Raw genomic sequence first — 21,395 nt, forward strand, 5'->3', positions numbered from 1 at the left:
TGACAGAACTGACCGGTCCGGTGAGATCCTCGACGTCGCGGTGACGTGAGCCGCGCGCCTGGGGGTCGTCCGTCGCGGGCGCCGCCCGGTCTACCACCTACCTATCGTGTGGAGGACCACCCGAATGGCAAAGCTCATCGCCTTTGACGAAGAGGCCCGACGCGGTCTCGAGCGGGGTATGAACATCCTCGCCGACGCCGTCAAGGTCACCCTCGGCCCCAAGGGCCGCAACGTCGTCCTGGAGAAGAAGTGGGGCGCCCCCACGATCACCAACGACGGTGTCTCGATCGCCAAGGAGATCGAGCTCGACGACCCCTACGAGAAGATCGGGGCCGAGCTCGTCAAGGAGGTCGCGAAGAAGACCGACGACGTCGCCGGTGACGGCACGACGACGGCCACCGTCCTCGCCCAGGCGCTCGTCCGCGAGGGCCTGCGCAACGTCGCCGCCGGCGCCAACCCGATGGCGCTCAAGCGCGGCATCGAGAAGGCCACCGCCGCAGTCTCCGACCAGCTCCTCGCCATGGCGAAGGAGATCGAGACCAAGGAGCAGATCGCGGCCACCGCCTCGATCTCCGCCGCTGACCCCGAGATCGGCGCCAAGATCGCCGAGGCCATGGACAAGGTCGGCAAGGAAGGCGTCATCACCGTCGAGGAGAGCAACACCTTCGGGCTCGAGCTCGAGCTCACCGAGGGCATGCGCTTCGACAAGGGCTACATCTCCGGCTACTTCGTCACCGACACGGAGCGCATGGAGGCCGTCCTCGAGGACCCCTACATCCTCATCGCGAACTCCAAGATCGGCTCGATCAAGGACCTGCTGCCCCTCCTCGAGAAGGTCATGCAGTCCGGCAAGCCGCTCCTCATCATCGCCGAGGACGTCGAGGGCGAGGCCCTGTCCACGCTCGTCGTCAACAAGATCCGTGGCACCTTCAAGGCTGTCGCCGTCAAGGCGCCCGGCTTCGGTGACCGCCGCAAGGCCATGCTCGCCGACATCGCCATCCTCACCGGTGGCCAGGTCATCTCCGAGGAGGTCGGCCTCAAGCTCGACACCGCGGAGCTCGACCTGCTCGGCCGCGCCCGCAAGGTCGTCGTCACCAAGGACGAGACGACGATCGTCGAGGGTGCCGGCGCCGAGGACCAGATCGCCGGTCGCGTGAGCCAGATCAAGACCGAGATCCAGAACAGCGACTCGGACTACGACCGCGAGAAGCTCCAGGAGCGCCTCGCCAAGCTCGCCGGCGGCGTCGCCGTCATCAAGGCGGGCGCGGCCACCGAGGTCGAGCTCAAGGAGCGCAAGCACCGCATCGAGGACGCCGTCCGCAACGCCAAGGCCGCCGTCGAGGAGGGCATCGTCGCCGGTGGTGGCGTCGCGCTGCTCCAGGCGACCAAGGCCGCCTTCGAGAGCCTCTCGCTCGAGGGTGACGAGGCCACCGGCGCCAACATCGTCCGCGTCGCGGCCGAGGCCCCGCTCAAGCAGATCGCCGTCAACGCCGGTCTCGAGGGTGGCGTCGTCTCGGAGAAGGTCGCGAACCTCCCCGCGGGCGAGGGCCTCAACGCGGCCACCGGCGAGTACGTCGACATGATCGCCGCCGGCATCATCGACCCCGCCAAGGTGACCCGCAGCGCGCTGCAGAACGCCGCCTCCATCGCGGCGCTCTTCCTCACCACCGAGGCCGTCATCGCCGACAAGCCCGAGAAGGCCGCTCCGGCCATGCCGGGTGGCGACGAGATGGGTGGCATGGGCTTCTGAGCCCAGGCTTCCCAGCCACTGACGAAGGGGTGGTCCTCCCGCACGGGAGGGCCACTCCTTCGTCGTTGAACGGCCAGGTACAGGTGGGAGGATGAGGCAGTGACCGACCCCCTCGTCCTCGGCCCCCTGCTCCGCCACGTCGGCGAGACGACCGCGAGCGTGTGGGTGCAGACGGGCGGCACCGCGACCGTCACCGTGCGGTCCGGTGAGCGGTCGTGGAGCGCCCGGACCTTCGTCGTCGAGGGCTTCCACTTCGCGCTCGTCCTCGTCGACGGGCTGACCGCGGGCGAGAGCTACGAGTACATCGTCGAGATCGACGGCGCCCAGGTGTGGCCGCCCGCCGAGTGCGAGTACCCCGCGCCCCGGATCACCACGCTCGTCAAGGACCGACCGACGCGTCTGGCCTTCGGCTCGTGCCGCACGAGCGTCCCCCACGACGCGGAGCACCACGGCAGCCACGGGGTCGACGCGTTGCGCACCTACGCGATGGCGCTGGCCGACGGGGAGGTCGAGTGGCCGGACGCCATCGCCTTCCTCGGTGACCAGGTCTACGCCGACGAGACCTCGGAGGAGATGCGCGAGTTCATCGGCACCCGACGCAGCCTCGACGAGCCGCCGGGGGAGGAGCTCAAGGACTTCACCGAGTACGCCCACCTCTACGCGCTGGCCTGGAGCGAGCCGGCCAACCGTTGGCTGCTCTCGACCCTGCCGAGCTCGATGATCTTCGACGACCACGACATCCGCGACGACTGGAACACGTCCTGGACCTGGCACGAGGAGATCAACGAGACGCAGTGGTGGCACGAGCGGCTCGTCGGCGGGCTGACCGCCTACTGGGTCTACCAGCACATCGGCAACCTCGACCACGACGCGCTGGCCGCCGACGAGATCTGGTCGCTCCTGGCCGCCGGCGCGGGTGACTCGGAGGTGGACCTGACGGCCCCCCTTCGCGATCTCGTCGAGCGCAACGACCGCCACCCCGAGGTCTACCGCTGGAGCTACACGCTGGAGCTCGGCGACTGCCGGCTCGTCGTCCTCGACTCCCGTGCCGCGCGCGTCCTCGAGCCGGAGGCGCGCCACATGCTCGACCCGGCCGAGCTCGAGTGGCTCGCCGAGCAGCTGACCGGCGACGTCGATCACCTCTTCGTCGGGACGTCGCTGCCCTTCCTCCTCCCACCGGGCCTGCACGACCTCGAGGCGATCAACGAGGTCCTCGCGGCCGGACGGTTCGGAGGGTTGCCGGCGAAGGGGGCCGAGCGGGTCCGGCAGATCATCGACCTGGAGCACTGGGCGGCCTTCCAGTCCGGATTCCAGGAGGTCTTCGAGCTCGTCATGGAGGTCGCGCGCGGGACGAAGGGGGATCCGCCGGCGACCGTCACCTTCCTCTCCGGCGACGTCCACAACTCTTACGTCGCCGAGGTGATCGACGCTGAGCAGCACGGCGCCGGCTCGCGGATCGTCCAGGCGGTGTGCTCCCCGATCCGCAACCCCATGCCCAAGGGGCTGAGGGTGGCGATGTCCGGCTTCTCGCGCTCGCTCGTCCGGCCGATGCGCTGGGTCGCGTCGCGGTCCCGGCGGATCCCCGACCCGGCCTACCCGTGGCGGGTGACGCACGGGCCGTGGTTCGACAACAACCTCGCTGTCGTCGAGGTGCGCGGCGACGGTCTGCACCTGTCGTGGTACGCCGGGGAGGTCGTCGACGACGACCACGACCACCCGCGTCTGCGCGAGGTGAGCACCGTCGACGTGTGACTCGCTGCGGGCTGGGCCATGTCTGCCCGACAAGGCGTGAGGCCGACCACGACGACAGGGGGGCTGTCCCCCCTTCGTGTCGGTGACAAACCGCATGTCGGCGCCCGCGGGGCGAGCCCTAGGCTCGAGCCACCATCACGAGTCAGGGGAAGAGATCCATGTCGACATCCGTCGCTGCCCGCACCATCGACCTGCGCAAGACCTACGGCAAGGGTGACGCCGCCGTCGTCGCCCTCGACGGGGTCGACCTCGAGATCGAGCGCGGACGCTTCACCGCGATCATGGGACCGTCCGGGTCCGGCAAGTCCACCCTCATGCACTGCCTCGCCGGCCTGGACTCGGTGACGTCCGGTCAGGTCTTCATCGGCGACGTCGACGTCACCGGGCTCAGCGACAAGGACCTCACGCTCCTGCGTCGCGACCGGGTCGGCTTCGTCTTCCAGGCCTTCAACCTCGTGCCGACCCTCTCTGCCCAGGAGAACATCCTCCTGCCGCTCGCCATCGCCGGTCGCAAGCCGGACCCGGAGTGGTTCGACCTCGTCGTGCGCACCGTCGGCCTCGGTGACCGGCTGCGTCACCGGCCCAGCGAGCTCTCCGGCGGTCAGCAGCAGCGTGTCGCCTGCGCCCGCGCACTCGTGAGCAAGCCGGAGATCATCTTCGCTGACGAGCCGACCGGCAACCTCGACTCGACAAGCTCGGCCGAGGTGCTCTCCTTCCTGCGCCGCAGCGTCGACGAGTTCGACCAGACGATCGTCATGGTCACTCACGACCCCGGCGCGGCGAGCCACACCGACCGGGTGCTCATCCTCAGCGACGGCCGGATCGTTGACGACATCCTCGAGCCGACCCGTGAGAAGGTCCTCGACGCGATGATGGCGCTCACCGCGGTGGCAGGCGGCCACTGATGCTGCGCTCCACCTTCAAGGCGCTGCTGGCGCGCAAGCTGCGCCTGCTCATGTCAGCGATGGCGATCATCCTCGGCGTCGGCTTCGTCGCCGGCTCGCTGATCTTCACCGACACCCTCGGGCGGACCTTCGACGGGATCATGGAGGGCACGGTCGGCGACGTCGTCGTCCAGAGCGAGAACGCCCTCATGATGGGCCCGACCGGCCCGTCGACGACGCTCGCCCCGGCCGATCTCGACACGCTCCGGGCGCTCGACGGGGTCGAGCGGGTCGACGGCAACATCGACGCGCTGGGCGTCTTCGTCGTCGGCGAGAACGGCAACGTCGTCGGCGGCCAGGGCGCCCCGGCGCTCGCCTTCAACCACAACGACGCCCCCAACCAGCTCGGCGAGGAGGTCCTCAGCTACGAGGAGGGCGCTCCGCCGCAGGGGGACAGCGAGGTCGCGATCGACGTCACGACCGCCGAGCGGGCGGGCCTGTCGCTCGGCGACGAGGCCCAGCTCGTCACCTCGGGCGAGTACCCGGAGATCCGCGCGAAGGTCGTCGGCCTCGTCCAGTTCGGCGAAGGGGGGATGGCCGGTGCGAGCATCGCGATCTTCGACACCCCGACGGCACAGAAGTACTTCCTCGGCGGCCAGGACGGCTACACCTCGGCGTGGGTGACGACCGCTGAGGGCGCGAGCCAGGAGGATGTCGCCGCCGCGGCGGCCGACGTCGTTCCCGAGGGCTTCGGGGCCGAGACCGGCAAGAAGATCGCCGACGAGAGCGCCGACCAGATCCAGGAGGCGCTGGGCTTCATCACGACCTTCCTGCTCGTCTTCGCCGGCATCGCTCTCTTCGTCGGCTCCTTCCTCATCATCAACACCTTCTCGATCCTCGTCGCCCAGCGCGGCCGCGAGCTGGCCATGCTGCGCGCGATCGGTGCGACCCGCGGGCAGATCACCCGCTCGGTACTCGTCGAGGCGCTCGTCGTGGGCCTCATCGGGTCGGTGCTGGGGCTCGTCGTCGGCGTGCTGCTCGCCGTGGTCATCCGCACGCTCTTCGCGACCATCGGTCTCGACATGAGCGGGACCGGCCTGGTCTTCTCGCCGCGGACGGTCCTCGCCTCCTTCGCGGTCGGCATCCTCGTCACCCTGCTGGCCGCCTACGTCCCGGCCCGCCGGGCCGGCCGGGTCGCACCGGTCGAGGCGATGCGTGAGACCTCCGGGGCGAACCCCGAGTCGCACCCGGTCCGCTTCGCCCTCGAGCTCGCCCTCTTCGTGCTCGGTGTGCTCGCCTTCGCGTACGGACTCTTCCTCGCCGAGGACCGTGAGGTGTGGTGGGTCGGCGGAGGCACGGTCGGCATGCTCCTCGGCCTGGCCTTCCTCTCGCCCCTGCTCGGGAAGCCGCTCATCCACAGCCTCGGCTGGCTGTACCGCAGGGCCTTCGGCTCGGTCGGCCGCATGGCCGAGCAGAACGCGGTCCGCAACCCGGGGCGCACCGCGGCCACGGCCTCCGCGCTGATGATCGGCATGACGCTCGTGGCCCTCATGGGCGTGGTGAGCGCGAGCACCAAGGCGAGCATCGACAAGCAGATCGAGGAGCAGTTCCTCGCCGACTACGCGGTCTCCAACGCGATCGGGCAGCCCTTCTCCGCGAAGGTCACCGAGCAGATCGCGCAGACGCCCGGTGTCGCCGCGGCCTCGCCGGTCCGCTACGCGCCCGCCGAGATCGAGGGCCGGCGCTTCTTCGTCACCGCGATCGACCCGGAGTCCTTCGCCGAGGTCGCCCCGATCCAGATGATCGAGGGGCAGTCGACCGACCTCGACACGGACAGCGTCCTCGTGCCGGACGACGAGCACTCGGGCCGTTCCGTCGGGGACGCCCTCACCGTCGAGGTTGGCGGCACGTCCCGGGAGATGGCGATCGCGGGGTTCTTCAAGAAGACGCCCTCGCTCGGTGGCTTCCTCTTCTCGCTCGACGGGTTCGAGAAGTCGGGTCTCCCGCCGGCCGACAACCTCGTCTACGTCGTCGCCGACGGCAGCCAAAGCACGGAAGAGCTGCGCAGCGGTCTCGAGGACGTCATCAAGGACCAGCCCCTCGTCACCCTCAAGGACCAGGAGGGCTACGCCGCGGAGCAGCGCCAGAGCATCAACCAGCTGCTGTACCTCATCTACGGCCTGCTGGCGATGGCCATCGTCATCGCGATCCTCGGCATCGTCAACACCCTGGGCCTCTCCGTCATGGAGCGCACCCGTGAGATCGGCCTGCTCCGCGCGGTGGGCCTGGGCCGTGGTCAGCTGCGCCGCATGGTCCGCCTCGAGGCGATCGCCATCGCCCTGCTGGGCGCGGTGCTCGGGATCAGCCTCGGTGTCGTCTCCGGGGTCGCGATCCAGCGCTCGCTCGTCGACGACGGGATCACCGATCTCGCGATCCCGTGGGGCCAGCTCGTCGTCTTCCTCGTCCTGGCCGGCGTCATCGGGGTGCTCGCCGCGGTCTGGCCGGCCTGGCGGGCCTCGCGGATGAAGGTCCTTGACGCGATCAGCACCGAGTGACGGGCGGAGACTGAGCCACGACGAAGGGGTGGCCGCCGGGGGAGCCGGCCGGTCACCCCTTCGCCTGTCAGCGGGCGACGAAGGCTGCCCGGACGCCGGCCTCGGCGGACTCGTAGGCCTCGCCCGCCTGCGCGAGCGCGTGGGCGATCTCGTCGAGGTTCTGCTTGACAATGCGCTGGGTGACCCGCCAGCTGGCGACGAGCTCCTGGAAGCTCGCGGAGGCCTCCCCGGACCACTCGTCCTGCATCGCGACGAGGATGCCCATCATCGAGTCAACCGAGCTCTCGACATCGGTGGATGCGGTGACGATCGTCCCCGACCCTGCGCTGAGCCGCTCGGTGCTCACGGCGAATGTGCTGCCCATGACTTCTCCCCTTCGGTAGGTGCCGGGGCCAGGTCGACCCCTGTCCTCAGACCGTAGGAGGGAGCGGGGCACCCGGGCTCGAGTTATCCACAGGGGTGCGGCGGCGCCGGGCCCGCTCGAGCGCCTGTGCGTAGCCGACGCCCATGCCGAGCAGCAGGATCCCGGCGACAATGAAGCTCAGCACGCGGGAGAGGCCGGAGAGCGCCGAGAGGTCGAAGAAGAGGAGCTTGCCCACGGCGATGGCCGCCAACCCGAGACCGGCCCGGACCGCGGTGCCGGCCTCCGCGTCACCCCGCAGCCCGCGGACGAGCAGCGCGGCCGCGATGCCCATCCACACGACGGTCGAGAGCGCGTGGCCCACGAGGAAGCCGCTCGCTGCCGGCTGGTCGCCGACGTCGAGGAGCCCGCCGAGGACCGCGCCGCCGAGGACGAGGGGGAAGGCCAGGGCGAGAGCGGCTGCCGCCCACGACGCCCGGGCGACCTCCTCGGACCGCGGCCAGATGCGGTGCCACATGATGCCCAGGAGCAGGAGCAGGGCGACGAGCGCCACACCCTCGAGCACGTGCTCCGGCTCGACGGTCGTGGCCATCGACCGGTTCGTGAGCGCGGGCAGGTGGCGTGACCCGGTGAGCAGCCCGACGACCGCCACGGGGAAGGCGATGGCAGCCACCGAGGCGTCGCGCGTCGCGGCCGCCGCGGCCACCCAGGCGAGCGCCAGGACGAGCAGGGCGAGCGGCTGGTACGCGTCGTCGAAGGCGCGGAAGACCAGGACGGTGAGCGCGACCGCCGCGATGGCGAGGCTGATCTCACGGAGCCGGTGGACCGAGGGGACTCCCGCGGCCGGGCCGAACCAGGCTCCCACGAGGTGCGCGGCGGTCAGCACCCCGAGGACGAGCACGCCGAGCCAGCGGTCCTCGAGCGCTCCCGCGAGCAGCGCCGGCGCGCTCGCCACGGCCGCGAGGCCGGCCAGCGCGGGGGGCAGGGAGAGGCGCCCGGCGATCTCGCGGCGCAGCGGGAGCACCGTCGTCGCGAGGACGAAGAGCGCGAGGACCACGGCCATGACCGTCCCGTCGTGCGAGCTGTCCTGGCCCGCGACCGCGACGAGGGCGTAGAGCGTGGTCGGCACGATGCGGACGAGCTCGAGGACAGGCCAGCGGCGGCCGACCTGGGCGGCGTAGCTGGCGATCGTCATGGTCAGGAGGAAGGCACCGACGAGCAGCACGTGGGTGTCACCGACGACCGGGGCGAGGACGGCGACCCCGAGGACGATGAGGACGGCGAGCAGCTGGCTGCCCCACAGCCGGGCGAGGACGAGCCCGGCGACGGCGACCAGGCCGGCGAGCACGAGCCCGAGAGCGGCGGGCACCCACTCGTAGATCCGGGTGATGGCGACGATGTCGAGGTAGCCCGCGGCGAAGCCCGTGGCGGCCAGCCCGAGCGCCCCGACCGCGGTGTCCTGGCGCCGCTTGACGACGAGCGCGGCGGCCACCAGCGCGACCGCCAGGATCCCTCCCGTGAGCACCCGGGCGAGCGGCCCGAAGTAGCCGGCCTGGATGGCGATGGCGAGGAGGAAGGCGATGCCGATGAGGGTGATCCCGGCGCCCACGGCCGCGAGGACCTTGGCGATCACCCCTTCCCGCTGCCACCACGGCTCCCGCGGCGGCAGGGCTGGGACGAAGGGGGGTGGCGACGGAGGAGCCTGCGCCGGTCCGGCGGGTGCGGCCGGGGCAGCGACCGGGGGATGCACTGAGGTGTGCGCAGCCTCGAAGGGTGCCGCCGCAGGCACGGCCGGCGGGGGCTGGACCGCGCGGTCGAGGCTCGCGCGGACCCGGGTGATGTGGTTGCCCACCTGGTACATCTGCGTCATCGCGCGGGCGAACTCGTCCTCGAGGACGCGCAGCTCGTCGCGGTAGCCGGCGGCACGGTCTGGGGCGAGAGGTGGGATGCTCATGCCCCCAGCGTGCCGCCACAGACACGCCGGGGGCATGAGTTCGGCTACTCACGTCCTCGACCAGACGCCACACCTGGCCGAAGGGGTAGCACCCCTGGAAGGAGATCGGGAGCGGCAGCGCCGCCGGGGAGGAGGCGGGGGATCCGCTGTGCTCCTGACGTCCTTGGACCCATCCTGCCCCGCGGACCTCCGACGAGCCTGCGCCGGACCTGGGAGTCCCCTGAGCCCGGGTCAGCCCTCCTGCGGACGCCGGTCGAGCGTCACCCTCAGCGTGCGCTCGTCCCCTCCCCGGGCGACGGTGAGCTCGACCGTCGAGCCGACGGGCAGCGCGCGGACGTGCGCGACGAGCGCCTCGGCCGACGACACCGGGGCGTCGCCGACGGCGACGACGACGTCACCGGCCCGCAGACCCCCCTTCGCCGCGGCCGAACCCTCGGTGACCTGGATGATCTCGGCACCCGAGCGGCGGGCCGAGCCCAGGGTCGCGGTGCCGTCCTTGGGCGTGACCCCGAGGAAGGCGTGCTGAGCCTTGCCGTGCGCGATGAGCTGGTCGGCGATCATCCGGGCCGTGTCGACCGGGATGGCGAAGCCGATGCCGATGGATCCCGACCGACCGCCTCCGAGCGAGGCGATCGAGGAGTTGATGCCGACGAGCCGGCCGGCCGCGTCGACGAGTGCGCCGCCGCTGTTGCCGGGGTTGATCGCGGCGGAGGTCTGCACGGCGTTGGTCACCGCGGCCTCGCCTCCGGCCTGGCCGGGCTGCTCACCCGTCGTCACCGGCCGGTCGAGGGCGCTGACGATGCCGGTCGTCACCGTGCCGGAGAGGCCGAGCGGGTTGCCGATCGCCATGACCGGGTCACCGACCGAGAGCGAGTCGCTCGCACCGAGCTGCACGGGTGTGAGGTCCTCCGGCGGGTCGGTGATGGTCAGGACGGCGAGGTCGGTGGAGGGGTCGGTGCCGGTGACGGTCGCCGCGTACGTGTCACCGCTGGCCAGGGTGACGCTCAGCCGGGCGTCGCCGCCGGAGCCCGAGGCGACGTGGTTGTTCGTGAGGACGTGGCCGCGGTCGTCGATGACGACACCCGAGCCCTGGCCCTCGCCCTGCGCGCCCTCGACGGTGATCGAGACGACCCCCGGGGCCACCGTGCGGGCGACGGCCTGCCAGTCGGGCGCGGACTGCTGAGCCTGGCTCACCGGGAGCGTGCTGCTCGCCGGGAGGGTCGAGGTCTGGCGCGTGGCGGGTGAGCCGTCGTCCGCGAGGGTGGTGGCGGCGTAGGTGCCGCCGCTCGCGAGGGCGGCCGCGAGGAGGGCGACCGCGCTCAGCTCGCCGACCCGACGCAGCCCGTGGCCGCGACGGGGCGGGGGCGGAGCCGCGACAGGCGACGGGGGGCCGGCGGGGTACGTGCCGTGGGTCTGGGTCGCGTCGGGGTGGGGGAGAGGGCTGGTGTCGTCGCGCATGTCGTGCTCCTCGAGGAAGGTCGGGTTGTCCCCTCCAGTGCACTCCTGCGCGCTCGAACCAGGCTGACGGTGGGCTGGGAGCTTGCTGCGTCCGGCGGCGTCGCTGACCCGAGGGCCAGCTGGCACCCGGATCGCAGGAGCCTTGGCTCGTGCGAGGGGGGGAGGCAGGAGCCTTGGCTCGTGCGAAGGGGGGTGGGGGGAGGGGAGGTCAGCTGAGGGGCAGGACGACCCGGAAGGTCGCCCCGCCGCCGGGGGTGCGCCGGACCGAGACGCCGCCTCCGTGCTGCTCGACGATCGCGGCGACGATGGCCAGCCCGAGGCCGGATCCCCCCTTCGCCCGGGACCGGGCCTTGTCCGCCCGGTAGAAGCGCTCGAAGACCCGGGCCGCGGTCGCCTCGTCCATGCCGACGCCGTGGTCACGGACCTCGACGACGGCGCTGCCCGAGTCCTCGCCGAGAGCGACCTCGATGGGCACACCGGCCCCGGCGTGCATGAGCGCGTTGGTGAGGAGGTTGCCGAGCACCTGACGCAGGCGGCCGTCGTCGCCACGGACCATGACGGGGGCGATGTCACCGTCGAGCCCGACGAGGCTGATCCGGCGCTCGGGGTCGCGGGCGCGGGCGTCGTGGACCGCCTCCGCAGCGAGCGTCAGCAGGTCGACGAGCGTGCGCTCCATCGGGCGGGCGTCGTCGAGCCGGGCGAGGGTCAGCAGGTCGTCGACGAGCAGGCTCATCCGGCCGGCCTCGCCCTCGATCCGCTGCATCGAGGTGTCGAGCCCCTCCCGGTCGGCGATGGCGCCCTGCCGGTAGAGCTCGGCGTAGCCCCGCACGGTCGCCAGCGGGGTGCGCAGCTCGTGGCTCGCGTCGGCGACGAACTGCCGCATACGGGTCTCGCTCGCCTCCTGCGCGGCGAAGGAGCGCTCGATCCGGGTGAGCATGACGTTGAGCGAGTCCGAGAGCGAGGCGACCTCGTCGTGGCTGGTGCGCACGGGGACGCGGCGGGTGAGGTCGCCGGCGGCGATCGCGGCGGCCGTGTCCTCGATCTTGCGCAGGGGGCGGAAGGCGCGGCGGGTCGCGAACCAGCCGAGGATCCCGCAGGCCGCCGTGACGAGCAGGCCGCTGAAGATCGTCAGCGTGATGAGCCGGGCCACCGTGCGGTCGTGGTCGCGCAGCGGCACCCCGACGGCGAAGGTCGTCGACGCGCCGTCGCTCACCGTGCCCGCGACGAAGCGCCAGCTGGTCCGGCCGTCGGTCGACATCACCGTGAAGGGCCGGCTCGAGGTCACCCGCGGGTCGTCGGCAGCGAGGTAGGGCAGCGCGGGCTGGCTCGTCTCCGCGGTCGGGTTGATCGCCCAGCGTCGCGAGGTGTCCTTCGGCATGTACGCGAAGGCGTAGGTGTTGGGCAGCGGGCTGCCCTGCTGCTTGAAGTTCAGCAGCTGGTCGGCGACCGGCTTGGCCACGGTCCGCAGCTGCTGGTCGGTGCTCTCCGTGAGGTCACGCCGCAGCAGGTAGGACGACGTGAAGCCGGTGACGGTCAGACCCGCGAGCAGCAGGGTGAGGACGATGGCGACGAGCCGGTAGGTCAGCGGCATCGACTCCAGAGCCCGGACCACCCGGTTGCTCTCGGGACGCTCGCTCATCAGGCGTCCGGCGGCATCCGCAGGAGGTAGCCGAAGCCTCGCTTGGTGTGGATGAGCGGCGGCAGGCCGTCGGTGTCGATCTTGCGCCGCAGGTAGGAGATGTAGGACTCGACGATGCCCATCTCGCCCCGGAAGTCGTAGTCCCACACGTGGTCGAGGATCTGCGCCTTGGAGAGCACCCGGTTGGGGTTGAGCATGAGGTAGCGCAGCAGCTTGAACTCCGTCGGCGAGACCTCGATGACCTTGCCGGCACGGCGCACCTCGTGGGCGTCCTCGTCGAGCTCGAGGTCGGCGAAGCGCAGGACCGCCTCGGAGTCGGGCTCGTCGAGGGTACGGCGCAGGATGACGCGGATCCGCGCGACGACCTCTTCGAGGCTGAACGGCTTGGTGACGTAGTCGTCGCCGCCGACCGTCAGGCCCTTGATCTTGTCGTCGAGGGAGTCGCGTGCGGTGAGGAAGAGGACGGGCACGTGCTGGCCGCGGCCGCGCAGCCGGTTGGTCACCTCGAAGCCGTCGAGGTCGGGCAGCATGACGTCGAGGACGACGAGGTCGGGCTGCATCGTCGCAGCGAGGTCGAGCGCGGTGCGTCCGTCGCCGGCGACCTCCACCTCGAAGCCGTTGAACTTCAGGGAGGTCGCGAGCAGCTCACGGATGTTCGGCTCGTCCTCGACGACGAGGAGTCGCGCCTCGGGGGTCTCTGATGACGGGCTCATGAGATCCAGTGTGCGCCCCGACACTGTGAGGGTGCTGGACAACGGCTGGGCAGTTCTGCGGCCGGTCCGGTGCACCCGGGGGCCGATCAGCCGTCGCGCAGGACGTCCTCGGCGTCGACGATCCGGTAGGCATAGCCCTGCTCGGCGAGGAACCGCTGGCGGTGCGCGGCCATCTCGGCGTCGACCGTGTCTCGGGTGACGACGGTGTAGAAGTGCGCGGTGCGGCCGTCCCCCTTCGGCCGGAGGACCCGACCCAGCCGCTGCGCCTCCTCCTGCCGTGACCCGAAGGTCCCGCTCACCTGGATCGCGACCGAGGCCTCGGGGAGGTCGACGGAGAAGTTCGCGACCTTGGAGACGACAAGGAGGCGCGACCTCCCTTCGCGGAAGTCGGCGAAGAGCCGCTGCCGCTCCTTGACCGGCGTCTGGCCGGTGATGAGGTCGCACCCGAGGCGCTCGACGATCTCGTCGAGCTGGTCGAGGTACTGGCCGATGACCAGGGTCGGCTCACCGTCCGGCTCGGTCGCGCGGTGCCTGCGGACGAGCGCCTCGACGACGTCGAGCTTGCCCGGGGTGGTCGACGCCAGCCGGTAGCGGTCCTCGGGCTCGGCCGTCGCGTAGGCCATCCGCATCGACTCCGTCATCGAGACGCGGACCTCGACGCAGTCGGCGGGCGCGATGTACCCCTGCGACTCGATGTCCTTCCACGGCGCGTCGAAGCGCTTGGGCCCGATGAGGCTGAAGACGTCGCCCTCACGCCCGTCCTCGCGCACGAGCGTCGCGGTGAGGCCGAGCCGACGGCGAGCCTGGAGGTCCGCGGTCATCCGGAAGATCGGGGCCGGCAGGAGGTGCACCTCGTCGTAGACGACGAGGCCCCAGTCGCGGGCGTCGAGCAGCTCGAGGTGCGGGTAGACGCCCTTCCGGCGCAGCGTGAGCACCTGGTAGGTCGCGATCGTCACCGGCCGGATCTCCTTGCGCGCGCCGGAGTACTCGCCGATCTCGTCCTCGGTGAGCGAGGTCCGGGCGAGCAGCTCGTCCTTCCACTGCCGGGCGCTCACCGTGTTGGTCACGAGGATGAGCGTCGTCGCGGAGGCCTTGGCCATCGAGGCCGCACCGACGAGCGTCTTGCCCGCACCGCAGGGGAGCACGACGACCCCGGAGCCACCGTCCCAGAAGCCGTCGACCGCCTGCTGCTGGTAGGGCCGCAGCGTCCAGCCGTCCTCGGCGAGGGCGATCGGGTGGGCCTCGCCGTCGACGTACCCGGCCTCGTCCTCGGCGGGCCAGCCGACCTTGAGCAGCTCCTGCTTGAGGGTCCCGCGCTCGGAGGGGTGGACGAGGATCGTGTCCTCGTCGATGCGCTCGCCGAGCAGCGGCTTGATCTTCTTGTGCCGCAGCACCTCGGTGAGCACGGCGCGGTCCCTCGTGACGAGGGTGAGCCGGCCCTCGTCGTCCTTGCGCAGGGTGAGCCTGCCGTAGCGGTCCATCGTCTCGGCGATGTCGACGAGCAGCCCCTGCGGGACGGGGTAGCGCGAGTGGGTGACGAGCGCGTGGACGACCTGCTCCGCGTCGTGGCCCGCTGCGCGGGCGTTCCACAGCCCGAGCGGGGTGACCCGGTAGGTGTGGATGTGCTCGGGGCTGCGCTCGAGCTCGGCGAAGGGTGCGATGGCCCGCCTCGCGTCGGCGGAGGCGGGGTGGTCGACCTCGAGGAGGATCGTCTTGTCCGACTGGACGATGAGGGCACCGTCAGGCATAGGGCATCAGTACGTCGGGTAGGGGGAGGTCGGAGTGGGGCCGCCCATGTCGTAGACGGCGAAGGCGAGGACGAGCCCGGCGATCGCCAGCACGGTCATGACGGCGAGGACCACCCAGCCGATCTTGGCCAGCCGTGAGGCGCCTGCGGGGTCCTGCGAGTGCTTGACGAGAGCCATGATCCCGAGGATCAGCGGCGGGAGCCCGATGCACGCGCAGTAGACGGACAGGGTGAGCATCGCCGAGACACCGGTGAGCACCATCGCCGAGATGCTCGGCTGCGCCGGGCGGGGGAGGTTGCCGTAGGGGTTCGGGGCGCCGCTGGGCAGGGTCGGGCCGCTGGGCCCGGAGGCGCCCTGGGGCTGGTAGCCACCGGGGAGGTAGCCGCCGCCGGGCTGGTGCTCGGGGTAGGGGTTCTCGCTCACGTCGCCTTCGTCCTCGTGCCGTGGTGGAGGGGGCTTCCTCCCAACGGATCAGGCTACGGGAGCCGGCCGTCGGCACCCACGGGGAGCGCTCGCCGGTCACCCGATCTCGGCCCGGACGAGGTCGGCGCTCTCCTCGTCGAGGACGACGATCGCGACGTCCTCGACCTCGGTGGGCGTCGTGCGGAGCGTCTCGACCGCGCAGGCGACGGCATCCCCCTTCGGCCATCCGTAGATCCCGGCGCTGACGAGCGGGAAGGCGACCGACCGGGCGCCCAGCTCGTCGGCGACCTCGAGGGAGCGGCGGTAGCACGACCCGAGGAGTCGCCGATCGCGTTGTCCCGCACGGTGGTTCGGCCCCACCGTGTGGATCACCCACCGGGCCGGCAGGTCGCCCGCGGTCGTCCAGCCGGCCTCGCCCGTGGGCAGTCCGTCGGGGAAGCGCTCGATGCACGCAGCCAGGATCTGCGGACCGCCAGCGGCATGGATCGCGCCGTCGACGCCACCCCCGCCGCGCATCGCGCTGCTCGCCGCGTTGACGACCGCGTCGATCTCGACGGTCGTGATGTCTCCCTGGACCACGCGCAGAGTCGTCATGGGGCCATGCTCCCACCGGGGTGCCACGATGGGGCCATGAGCGTCTCGCTGCCGCACGTCGTGCCGTCCTCCTCGATCGGCGGGCCGGTGACGATCTACGAGGTCGGCCCCCGGGACGGTCTGCAGAACGAGCAGTCGGTCGTCCCGACCGAGGTCAAGGCCGAGCTCGTCCGCCGGCTCGTCGCGGCCGGGCTGACGACGATCGAGACGACCTCCTTCGTCAGCCCTCGGTGGGTGCCGCAGCTCGCCGACGCGGGCGAGCTGCTCGAGTCGCTCGGCGAGGCCGGGCGGGGTGCGAGGCGGCCGGTGCTCGTGCCGAACGAGCGCGGCCTCGACCGGGCGCTCGAGCACGGGGTCGGTGCGGTCGCGATCTTCGGCAGTGCCACGGAGACCTTCGCCCAGCGCAACCTCGGCCGCTCGGTCGCCGAGTCGGTCGAGATGTTCGCCCCCGTCGTCAAACGGGCCCGCGACGAGGACCTCTGGGTGCGGGCCTACGTGTCGATGGCCTTCGGCGACCCGTGGGAGGGTCCGGTGCCGATCCCGCAGGTCGCCGACGTCTGCGAGCGACTCATGGCGCTCGGTGCAGACCAGCTCTCGCTCGGCGACACCATCGGCACCGGCACCCCCGGCCACGTCGAGGCGCTGCTCGCCGAGCTCGACGCCCGGGGGATCGGGGTGGAGCGGATCGGCGTGCACTTCCACGACACGTACGGCCAGGCGCTGTCGAACACGATGGCCGCGCTCCGCGCCGGCGTGCGGGTCGTCGACGCGTCGACGGGTGGCCTCGGCGGGTGCCCGTACGCCAAGAGCGCGACCGGGAACCTCGCGACCGAGGACCTCGTCTGGGCGCTCCATGGGCTGGGCATCGAGACCGGTGTCGACCTCGACGCGCTCGTCGTGACGAGCGTGTGGATGGCCGAGCAGCTCGGGCGCCCGGCACCGTCCCGCGTGGTCAAGGCTCTCGCAGGCGCCGACTCCTAGGGCTGGTCGCCCACGGCCACGACCCCGGTGATCCGGTGGATCGAGTAGCTCCGCGGCTCGTCGTCGACGAGGCCGCGCACGCGACCACCCTCGACCGCCTCGGGCACCAGCAGCACGCGCCGCACCTCGCCGATCGCGTCGGCGACACCGACCCAGACCGCGGACCGGTCGGCCGCGGCCTCGCGGAGCATGCCGGCCACGCCCGCCGGGTCCATCGACGGCAGGGGCGGGCCGGTGGGGCTGGTGAGCGCACGCGCCTGCGCGGAGGTCTCGCCGCGTCGCATCGCGGCCACGAGCGAAAGGGGGTCCGTCGCGGTGGTGAGCGGCGGTGCGGGCTCGCGGGGCGGGGTGACCCGTCGCGGGGCAGCGGCGCCCGTCAGCACCCCGCCGGAGCCCTCGCGGACCGGGGCGGCGCCGACCTCGCGCAGGCTCTCGACGAGGACCGGAGCCGCGGCGGGGGAGATGAGCACCGTCGGCGCGATCCGGCGGAGCTGGAGGTGGGAGAGGTCGCGCCGGGCGAGGAGCTGGTCGAGATGCACCTCGTCGTCGCTGCGCAGGTACGAGCCGGCGCTGCCCGCCCGGAGCTCGCCGTGGCGGCGGGCGACGTCGCGGACGAGGTACTCCAGGCCCTGGGGGAGCGGTGTGCGGCTGGCCGCGGCGAGCTCGGCGAGCAGGCTCTCGCCGTCCATCCCGGCGTCCAGCGCCTGCCGGACCGATGCCTCGTCGAAGCGGTAGATCGAGGCGCCACCCCGTGACTCCAGCGTGGCCGCACGGCGCAACGTCGCGGCGAGCGTCGGCGTCGGGGGCCCGGGGACGACCGCCGTGAGGTCGGCCTGGACGAGCGCCTGGTCGACCGGTGCCGGCAGGTGCTCCTCGAGCACGGACGCTGCGCGCTCGGGGTCGCCCTCGACGAGCGCGCACCCGGCAGGGCCCATCCTGCCCTCGTGCAGGAGCCCGAGACGGGTGGCCTCCTCGAGGAGCGAGGAGACGAGCGGGCCGACGTCCTCGGGCAGGCGCCGCGGGCGACGGCGGCGAAGGGCCGGGACCACGTGCTCGCCGTGGGCCCCCTCGGCGAGGATCGCCAGGACGTCGGTGCGCAGGCTGCGGATCGGCGGCCAGACCATGTCGTCGGAGAGGGCGCGTGGGGCGCTCTCTCCGCGAGCCATGGTCGTGCGCGGCGAGCTGAGCCACGGGGTGGCGAGCTCGAGCCACCTCTCGGCGGTGCTCGACTCTCGCCAGGTGTCGATGCGTGTCGTGAGCCGCCAGGTGGGTTCGTCTGAGCCGTCGTCGGCGAGCAGCCGGGCGCCGAGGGCGAGGTCGAGGAGGGCTCGCAGGTCGTCGGTGCTCAGGCCGGTCTCGCGGGCCAGGCCGCGCAGGTCGGCCAGGGCGAGCCCGCCGCTGCGCAGCACGCGCGGCCGCGCGGACTCGAGGTGCTCGAGCACCTCGTCGACGAGGGCGACGAGGTCGAGGACGACGGCAGCGGTGGCGGTGCCGGGGTCCTGGGCGAAGGTGCTGGCCCCCGCCTCCGCGCGGGGTGCGGTGGTGACCTGCCGGCGGAGGCCGCCACGGAGGGCGAGGGTGACCTCGCGAGGGAGGACGACCCGCAGACGGGTGGCCTCGGCGGGGTCCTCGGTCACGGCGGCCAGCCCGTGCCCGGCGAGCCATGCAGCGGCCTCGGCGGCCCGGCTGTCGCTGCTCACGGTCGCGACGGGGCCGCCGTCGACGAGCCGGTCGAGCACGGAGCGTGCGGCGGGCGGTGCCTCGTCGTGCAGCCGGGCGAGCTCGTCCGGCGGGGGAACCTCGACCCCGAGCGATGCCGCGGTCGGGCCCAGCCCGCCGGGGTGGGGGCCGAGGACGTCGCTCACGGTGCGGGTCGGCGCCAGCCCGTCCGGGGAGCGCCAGAGCAGCGCGGCATCACGCAGGGTGACGAGGCGGGTGGACAGCCCCTCCTCGCCGAGGAGGCCGGTGAGGCCGGCCGGCACGCTCTCCTCCACCCCTTCGACCTGCTCCCGGGTGCCGCCGTCGAGGAGGGCGACCGCCTCGAGGGTCGCGAGGTGGTCGTCGTCGAGGTGGTCGATCCCGCGCGTCGTGCTCGCGAGGGTCAGCGAGCGGGCGGCCAGCGCCGAGAGGTCGGCGGGAGCGGGTCGGGTGAGGTCCGGCCGGGCCTGGAGCAGCCGAGCCAGCTCACCGTCGGAGCGGGAACGGATGTCCTCGGCCAGGGAACGCACCCTGCGCACGCTACTCGCTGTTGCGTCCGCCACCGTGGGGTCCTGGTCCCCACGGTGGCGGACGCTAGGTTCGGAGCATGGCCCACCCGAGCGGAGAGCAGTGGCAGATCGAGCACGGCGACCTCGTCGCCGTCATCACCGAGGTAGGCGGAGGCCTGCGCACGCTGCGCCGCGGTGACCACGACGTCGTCGCGGGCTACACCGTCGACGAGATGGCCTCCGCCGGGCGCGGCCAGGTGCTCGTCCCGTGGCCCAACCGCCTGCGCGACGGGCGGTACACGATCGAGGGGCAGGAGCACACCCTCCCGATCACCGAGCCGAGGACCGGCAACGCGAGCCACGGGCTGACCCGCTGGGAGTCCTGGCGGCTGCGCGAGCGGCACGAGGACGCCGTCGTCGTCGCCCACACGATCCACCCGCGCCCGGGGTGGCCGTTCCACGTCGAGGTGACCGCCGCCTGGGTCCTCGACGGCACCGGTCTGACCTGCACCACCCAGGCAACGAACGTCGGGACGGCCACCGCGCCCTGGGGTTACGGCGCCCACCCCTACCTCGCCCTCGGCGGCACCGCCGCAGGTGACGCCCGGCTCACCGTGCCCGCCGACCAGGTGCTCACCGTCGACGAGCGCAGCCTCCCGGCCGACCTCGTCGAGGTGAGCGGCACCCCCTTCGACCTCCGTGGCGGCGAGCCCCTCGGGGACCGCGAGATCGACCACGCCTACACCGGGCTGGCCCGCGGCGAGGACCGCTGCTGGCAGGTCGACCTGACGACGGACGCCCTGACCTGCCGGGTCTGGGGCGGGCCGGGTCTCGACTGGGTCCAGGTCTTCACCGGCCGTGCCCGGGGCGAAGGGGGAGCGCCGGGGATCGCGGTCGAGCCGCTGTCCTGCCCGGCCGACGCGTACAACACCGGCGTCGGCCTGGTCCGCCTCGAGCCGGGGCAGACGTGGACCGCTCAGTGGGGGATCGAGTCCCGCGTCTCCTGAGCCGGGCGTGCCCTCACGCCGTTGACCTCCGGGCTGACGATCGACTCGATCCGCAGCAGCAGCCACGCGCTCACGGCGAGGCCGAGGAGCATGAGACCGACGAAGAGCGCCGGCTGGCCCTTGCCGAGCAGCTGACCGGCGAGGACCGGGCCGACGACCGCGCCGACCATGAAGGACGTCGAGCTCGCGGCGTTCATCCGGCCGCGGAGGTGGTCGGGCGCCGAGTCGTTGACCATCGCCGGGATCGAGGGCTGCAGCAGCGTCTCGCCGAGGCCGAAGACCGCGCCGAAGGCGACGACGAGGATCGCCGCGACGAGGGTGCCCGGCAGCAGGCCGGAGACACCGAGGACCGCCCAGGAGACCGCCCAGATCGCGAGCAGCAGCATCATGACGCGGGTGCGGCGGTGCCCCTCGATGCGGTGCAGCACGGCGAACTGCAGGGCCACGATGACGATCGTGTTGGCCGCGAAAAGGAAGCCGACCGCCTCGGTGCTCACCTCCGAGACCATGCGCGCGAAGACCGGGATGCCCGCCTCCATCTGGCCGTAGCCGACCGTGCTCGTGATCGCCGTCAGCGCGAGGATCCACCGGAAGCCGGGGATCCGGAGGACCTCGCGGTACGAGCGGGGGGACGCCTGGTCGTCGTGCACCGCCCGGCCGTGGACGTGGCGCAGCGGCCCGAGCAGCCACATGACGGGGATGAGGACGAGGACGGCGTCGAGCAGGAAGAGCACCTCGAAGGTCACCGGCCGGTCGACGTCGACGAAGACGCCGGCAAGGACCCCGCCGACCCCGATGCCGAGGTTGAGCAGGGCGAAGTTTACCCCGAAGTAGCGCTGCCGCAGCGGCCCCTTGACGATCGAGGAGATGAGCGAGTTCGACCCCGACCAGCCGGTGCCGTGCGCGAGCCCGAGGAAGAGCGTCGCCGCGAGCGCGATCGGCAGGGTCGTCGCGAAGGCGAGGATCACCGTGCCGGTCGAGGCGAGGATGCTGCCGCTCATGACGACGATCCGGGCGCCCACCCGGTCGACGAAGGTGCCTGCGACCGGCCCGTAGACCGCCGCGATGACCGCCATGAGACCCATGAGCGTGCCGGACGTCTCGAGGCTGAAGTCGCGCACCTCGTGGAGGTAGATCACCGTGAAGGGCAGGGTCATCCCGCGCCCCAGGTGCTGCAGCGCCACCGTCGACAGCAGGAAGCGGCCCTCGCGCGGCAGCGCCCGCCAGAAGCCCCGGACCCCGGGCCCGATCTCCGCGGACGGGACGTCCACCGGGAGGTGGGCGGTCCGGTCTGCGGTCATGGGCGGCAACTCTGCCCGAACTGCCCCGAGTCGGCATCTCGAGACGGCCGCCGGCCGAAGGGGGCCGA

16 protein-coding genes are annotated in these 21,395 nt (G+C 72.3%); 6 read left to right on the forward strand and 10 right to left on the reverse strand.

The window, feature by feature from the left end:
- Nucleotides 1-124 precede the first annotated feature (124 nt).
- The 4 genes from groL (at nucleotide 125) to JNO54_RS04130 (ending at nucleotide 6,941) form a co-directional block, all read left to right on the forward strand.
- The gene (gene groL / locus JNO54_RS04115) at nucleotides 125-1,750 is read left to right on the forward strand and encodes a chaperonin GroEL (RefSeq protein WP_204142750.1); all 1,626 of its coding nucleotides are present in this window, start codon (nucleotides 125-127) and stop codon (nucleotides 1,748-1,750) included.
- A 99-nt stretch (nucleotides 1,751-1,849) separates the two neighbouring features.
- Complete coding sequence (locus tag JNO54_RS04120; protein WP_204142751.1) at nucleotides 1,850-3,502, forward strand: alkaline phosphatase D family protein; 1,653 nt, start codon at nucleotides 1,850-1,852, stop codon at nucleotides 3,500-3,502.
- A gap of 158 nt (nucleotides 3,503-3,660) precedes the next feature.
- Nucleotides 3,661-4,407 carry an ABC transporter ATP-binding protein gene (locus JNO54_RS04125; RefSeq protein WP_204142752.1) on the forward strand — a complete coding sequence of 249 codons (747 nt, stop codon included), beginning with the start codon at nucleotides 3,661-3,663 and terminating at the stop codon, nucleotides 4,405-4,407.
- Nucleotides 4,407-6,941, forward strand: a complete 2,535-nt coding sequence (locus JNO54_RS04130) for an ABC transporter permease (RefSeq protein WP_204142753.1) — start codon at nucleotides 4,407-4,409, stop codon at nucleotides 6,939-6,941. The genes JNO54_RS04125 and JNO54_RS04130 overlap by 1 nt, the downstream gene beginning before the upstream one ends.
- A 67-nt stretch (nucleotides 6,942-7,008) precedes the next feature.
- Here the strand turns inward: JNO54_RS04130 and JNO54_RS04135 are convergent, their stop codons facing one another.
- The 8 genes from JNO54_RS04135 to JNO54_RS04170 form a co-directional block, all read right to left on the reverse strand.
- Nucleotides 7,009-7,305 (reverse strand): WXG100 family type VII secretion target, encoded by a 297-nt coding sequence (locus JNO54_RS04135; protein ID WP_204142754.1) that lies wholly within the window; start codon nucleotides 7,303-7,305, stop codon nucleotides 7,009-7,011.
- Between the two features lie 46 nt (nucleotides 7,306-7,351).
- Nucleotides 7,352-9,256, reverse strand: coding sequence for a DUF2339 domain-containing protein (locus JNO54_RS04140; protein WP_204142755.1), 1,905 nt, complete (start codon nucleotides 9,254-9,256; stop codon nucleotides 7,352-7,354).
- 231 nt (nucleotides 9,257-9,487) lie between these two features.
- Nucleotides 9,488-10,714 carry a S1C family serine protease gene (locus JNO54_RS04145; protein WP_204142756.1) on the reverse strand — a complete coding sequence of 409 codons (1,227 nt, stop codon included), beginning with the start codon at nucleotides 10,712-10,714 and terminating at the stop codon, nucleotides 9,488-9,490.
- 208 nt (nucleotides 10,715-10,922) lie between these two features.
- Nucleotides 10,923-12,353 (reverse strand): sensor histidine kinase, encoded by a 1,431-nt coding sequence (locus JNO54_RS04150; protein WP_204142757.1) that lies wholly within the window; start codon nucleotides 12,351-12,353, stop codon nucleotides 10,923-10,925.
- Nucleotides 12,353-13,066, reverse strand: coding sequence for a response regulator transcription factor (locus tag JNO54_RS04155; RefSeq protein ID WP_204142758.1), 714 nt, complete (start codon nucleotides 13,064-13,066; stop codon nucleotides 12,353-12,355). Before JNO54_RS04155 ends, JNO54_RS04150 begins: the two co-directional genes overlap by 1 nt.
- Nucleotides 13,067-13,152: 86 nt before the next feature.
- On the reverse strand, nucleotides 13,153-14,814 hold the full coding sequence (locus JNO54_RS04160; RefSeq protein WP_204142759.1) for a DNA repair helicase XPB: 1,662 nt from the start codon (nucleotides 14,812-14,814) through the stop codon (nucleotides 13,153-13,155).
- Between the two features lie 6 nt (nucleotides 14,815-14,820).
- Nucleotides 14,821-15,237, reverse strand: coding sequence for a hypothetical protein (locus JNO54_RS04165; RefSeq protein WP_204142760.1), 417 nt, complete (start codon nucleotides 15,235-15,237; stop codon nucleotides 14,821-14,823).
- A 96-nt stretch (nucleotides 15,238-15,333) separates the two neighbouring features.
- Nucleotides 15,334-15,831, reverse strand: a complete 498-nt coding sequence (locus tag JNO54_RS04170; RefSeq protein WP_204142761.1) for an O-acetyl-ADP-ribose deacetylase — start codon at nucleotides 15,829-15,831, stop codon at nucleotides 15,334-15,336.
- 36 nt (nucleotides 15,832-15,867) lie between these two features.
- Between JNO54_RS04170 and JNO54_RS04175 the strand changes: the two genes are divergently transcribed.
- Nucleotides 15,868-16,812 (forward strand): hydroxymethylglutaryl-CoA lyase, encoded by a 945-nt coding sequence (locus JNO54_RS04175; RefSeq protein WP_204142762.1) that lies wholly within the window; start codon nucleotides 15,868-15,870, stop codon nucleotides 16,810-16,812.
- On the opposite strand, the gene JNO54_RS04180 is transcribed toward JNO54_RS04175, so the two are convergent.
- Nucleotides 16,809-19,040, reverse strand: coding sequence for a helicase-associated domain-containing protein (locus tag JNO54_RS04180; RefSeq protein WP_204142763.1), 2,232 nt, complete (start codon nucleotides 19,038-19,040; stop codon nucleotides 16,809-16,811). The genes JNO54_RS04175 and JNO54_RS04180 overlap by 4 nt on opposite strands.
- Nucleotides 19,041-19,117: 77 nt before the next feature.
- On the opposite strand from JNO54_RS04180, the gene JNO54_RS04185 reads away from it, so the two are divergent.
- Entirely contained in the window at nucleotides 19,118-20,026 is a 909-nt protein-coding gene (locus JNO54_RS04185; RefSeq protein WP_204142764.1) for an aldose 1-epimerase family protein, read from the forward strand.
- Here JNO54_RS04185 and JNO54_RS04190 read toward each other — a convergent pair.
- Nucleotides 19,996-21,327 (reverse strand): MFS transporter, encoded by a 1,332-nt coding sequence (locus JNO54_RS04190; protein WP_204142765.1) that lies wholly within the window; start codon nucleotides 21,325-21,327, stop codon nucleotides 19,996-19,998. The genes JNO54_RS04185 and JNO54_RS04190 overlap by 31 nt on opposite strands.
- Between the last annotated feature and the right edge of the window lie 68 nt (nucleotides 21,328-21,395).

The sequence above is a fragment of the Janibacter endophyticus genome (assembly GCF_016888335.1).
GTDB lineage: Bacteria > Actinomycetota > Actinomycetes > Actinomycetales > Dermatophilaceae > Marihabitans > Marihabitans endophyticum.

Coding starts and splice junctions, on each gene's coding strand:
- groL (WP_204142750.1), top strand. CDS start 125: ATGGCAAAGCTCATCGCCTTTGACGAAGAGGCCCGACGCGGTCTCGAG.
- JNO54_RS04125 (WP_204142752.1), top strand. CDS start 3,661: ATGTCGACATCCGTCGCTGCCCGCACCATCGACCTGCGCAAGACCTAC.
- JNO54_RS04130 (WP_204142753.1), top strand. CDS start 4,407: ATGCTGCGCTCCACCTTCAAGGCGCTGCTGGCGCGCAAGCTGCGCCTG.
- JNO54_RS04135 (WP_204142754.1), bottom strand. CDS start 7,305: ATGGGCAGCACATTCGCCGTGAGCACCGAGCGGCTCAGCGCAGGGTCG.
- JNO54_RS04140 (WP_204142755.1), bottom strand. CDS start 9,256: ATGAGCATCCCACCTCTCGCCCCAGACCGTGCCGCCGGCTACCGCGAC.
- JNO54_RS04145 (WP_204142756.1), bottom strand. CDS start 10,714: ATGCGCGACGACACCAGCCCTCTCCCCCACCCCGACGCGACCCAGACC.
- JNO54_RS04150 (WP_204142757.1), bottom strand. CDS start 12,353: ATGAGCGAGCGTCCCGAGAGCAACCGGGTGGTCCGGGCTCTGGAGTCG.
- JNO54_RS04155 (WP_204142758.1), bottom strand. CDS start 13,066: ATGAGCCCGTCATCAGAGACCCCCGAGGCGCGACTCCTCGTCGTCGAG.
- JNO54_RS04160 (WP_204142759.1), bottom strand. CDS start 14,814: ATGCCTGACGGTGCCCTCATCGTCCAGTCGGACAAGACGATCCTCCTC.
- JNO54_RS04170 (WP_204142761.1), bottom strand. CDS start 15,831: ATGACGACTCTGCGCGTGGTCCAGGGAGACATCACGACCGTCGAGATC.
- JNO54_RS04175 (WP_204142762.1), top strand. CDS start 15,868: ATGAGCGTCTCGCTGCCGCACGTCGTGCCGTCCTCCTCGATCGGCGGG.
- JNO54_RS04185 (WP_204142764.1), top strand. CDS start 19,118: ATGGCCCACCCGAGCGGAGAGCAGTGGCAGATCGAGCACGGCGACCTC.
- JNO54_RS04190 (WP_204142765.1), bottom strand. CDS start 21,327: ATGACCGCAGACCGGACCGCCCACCTCCCGGTGGACGTCCCGTCCGCG.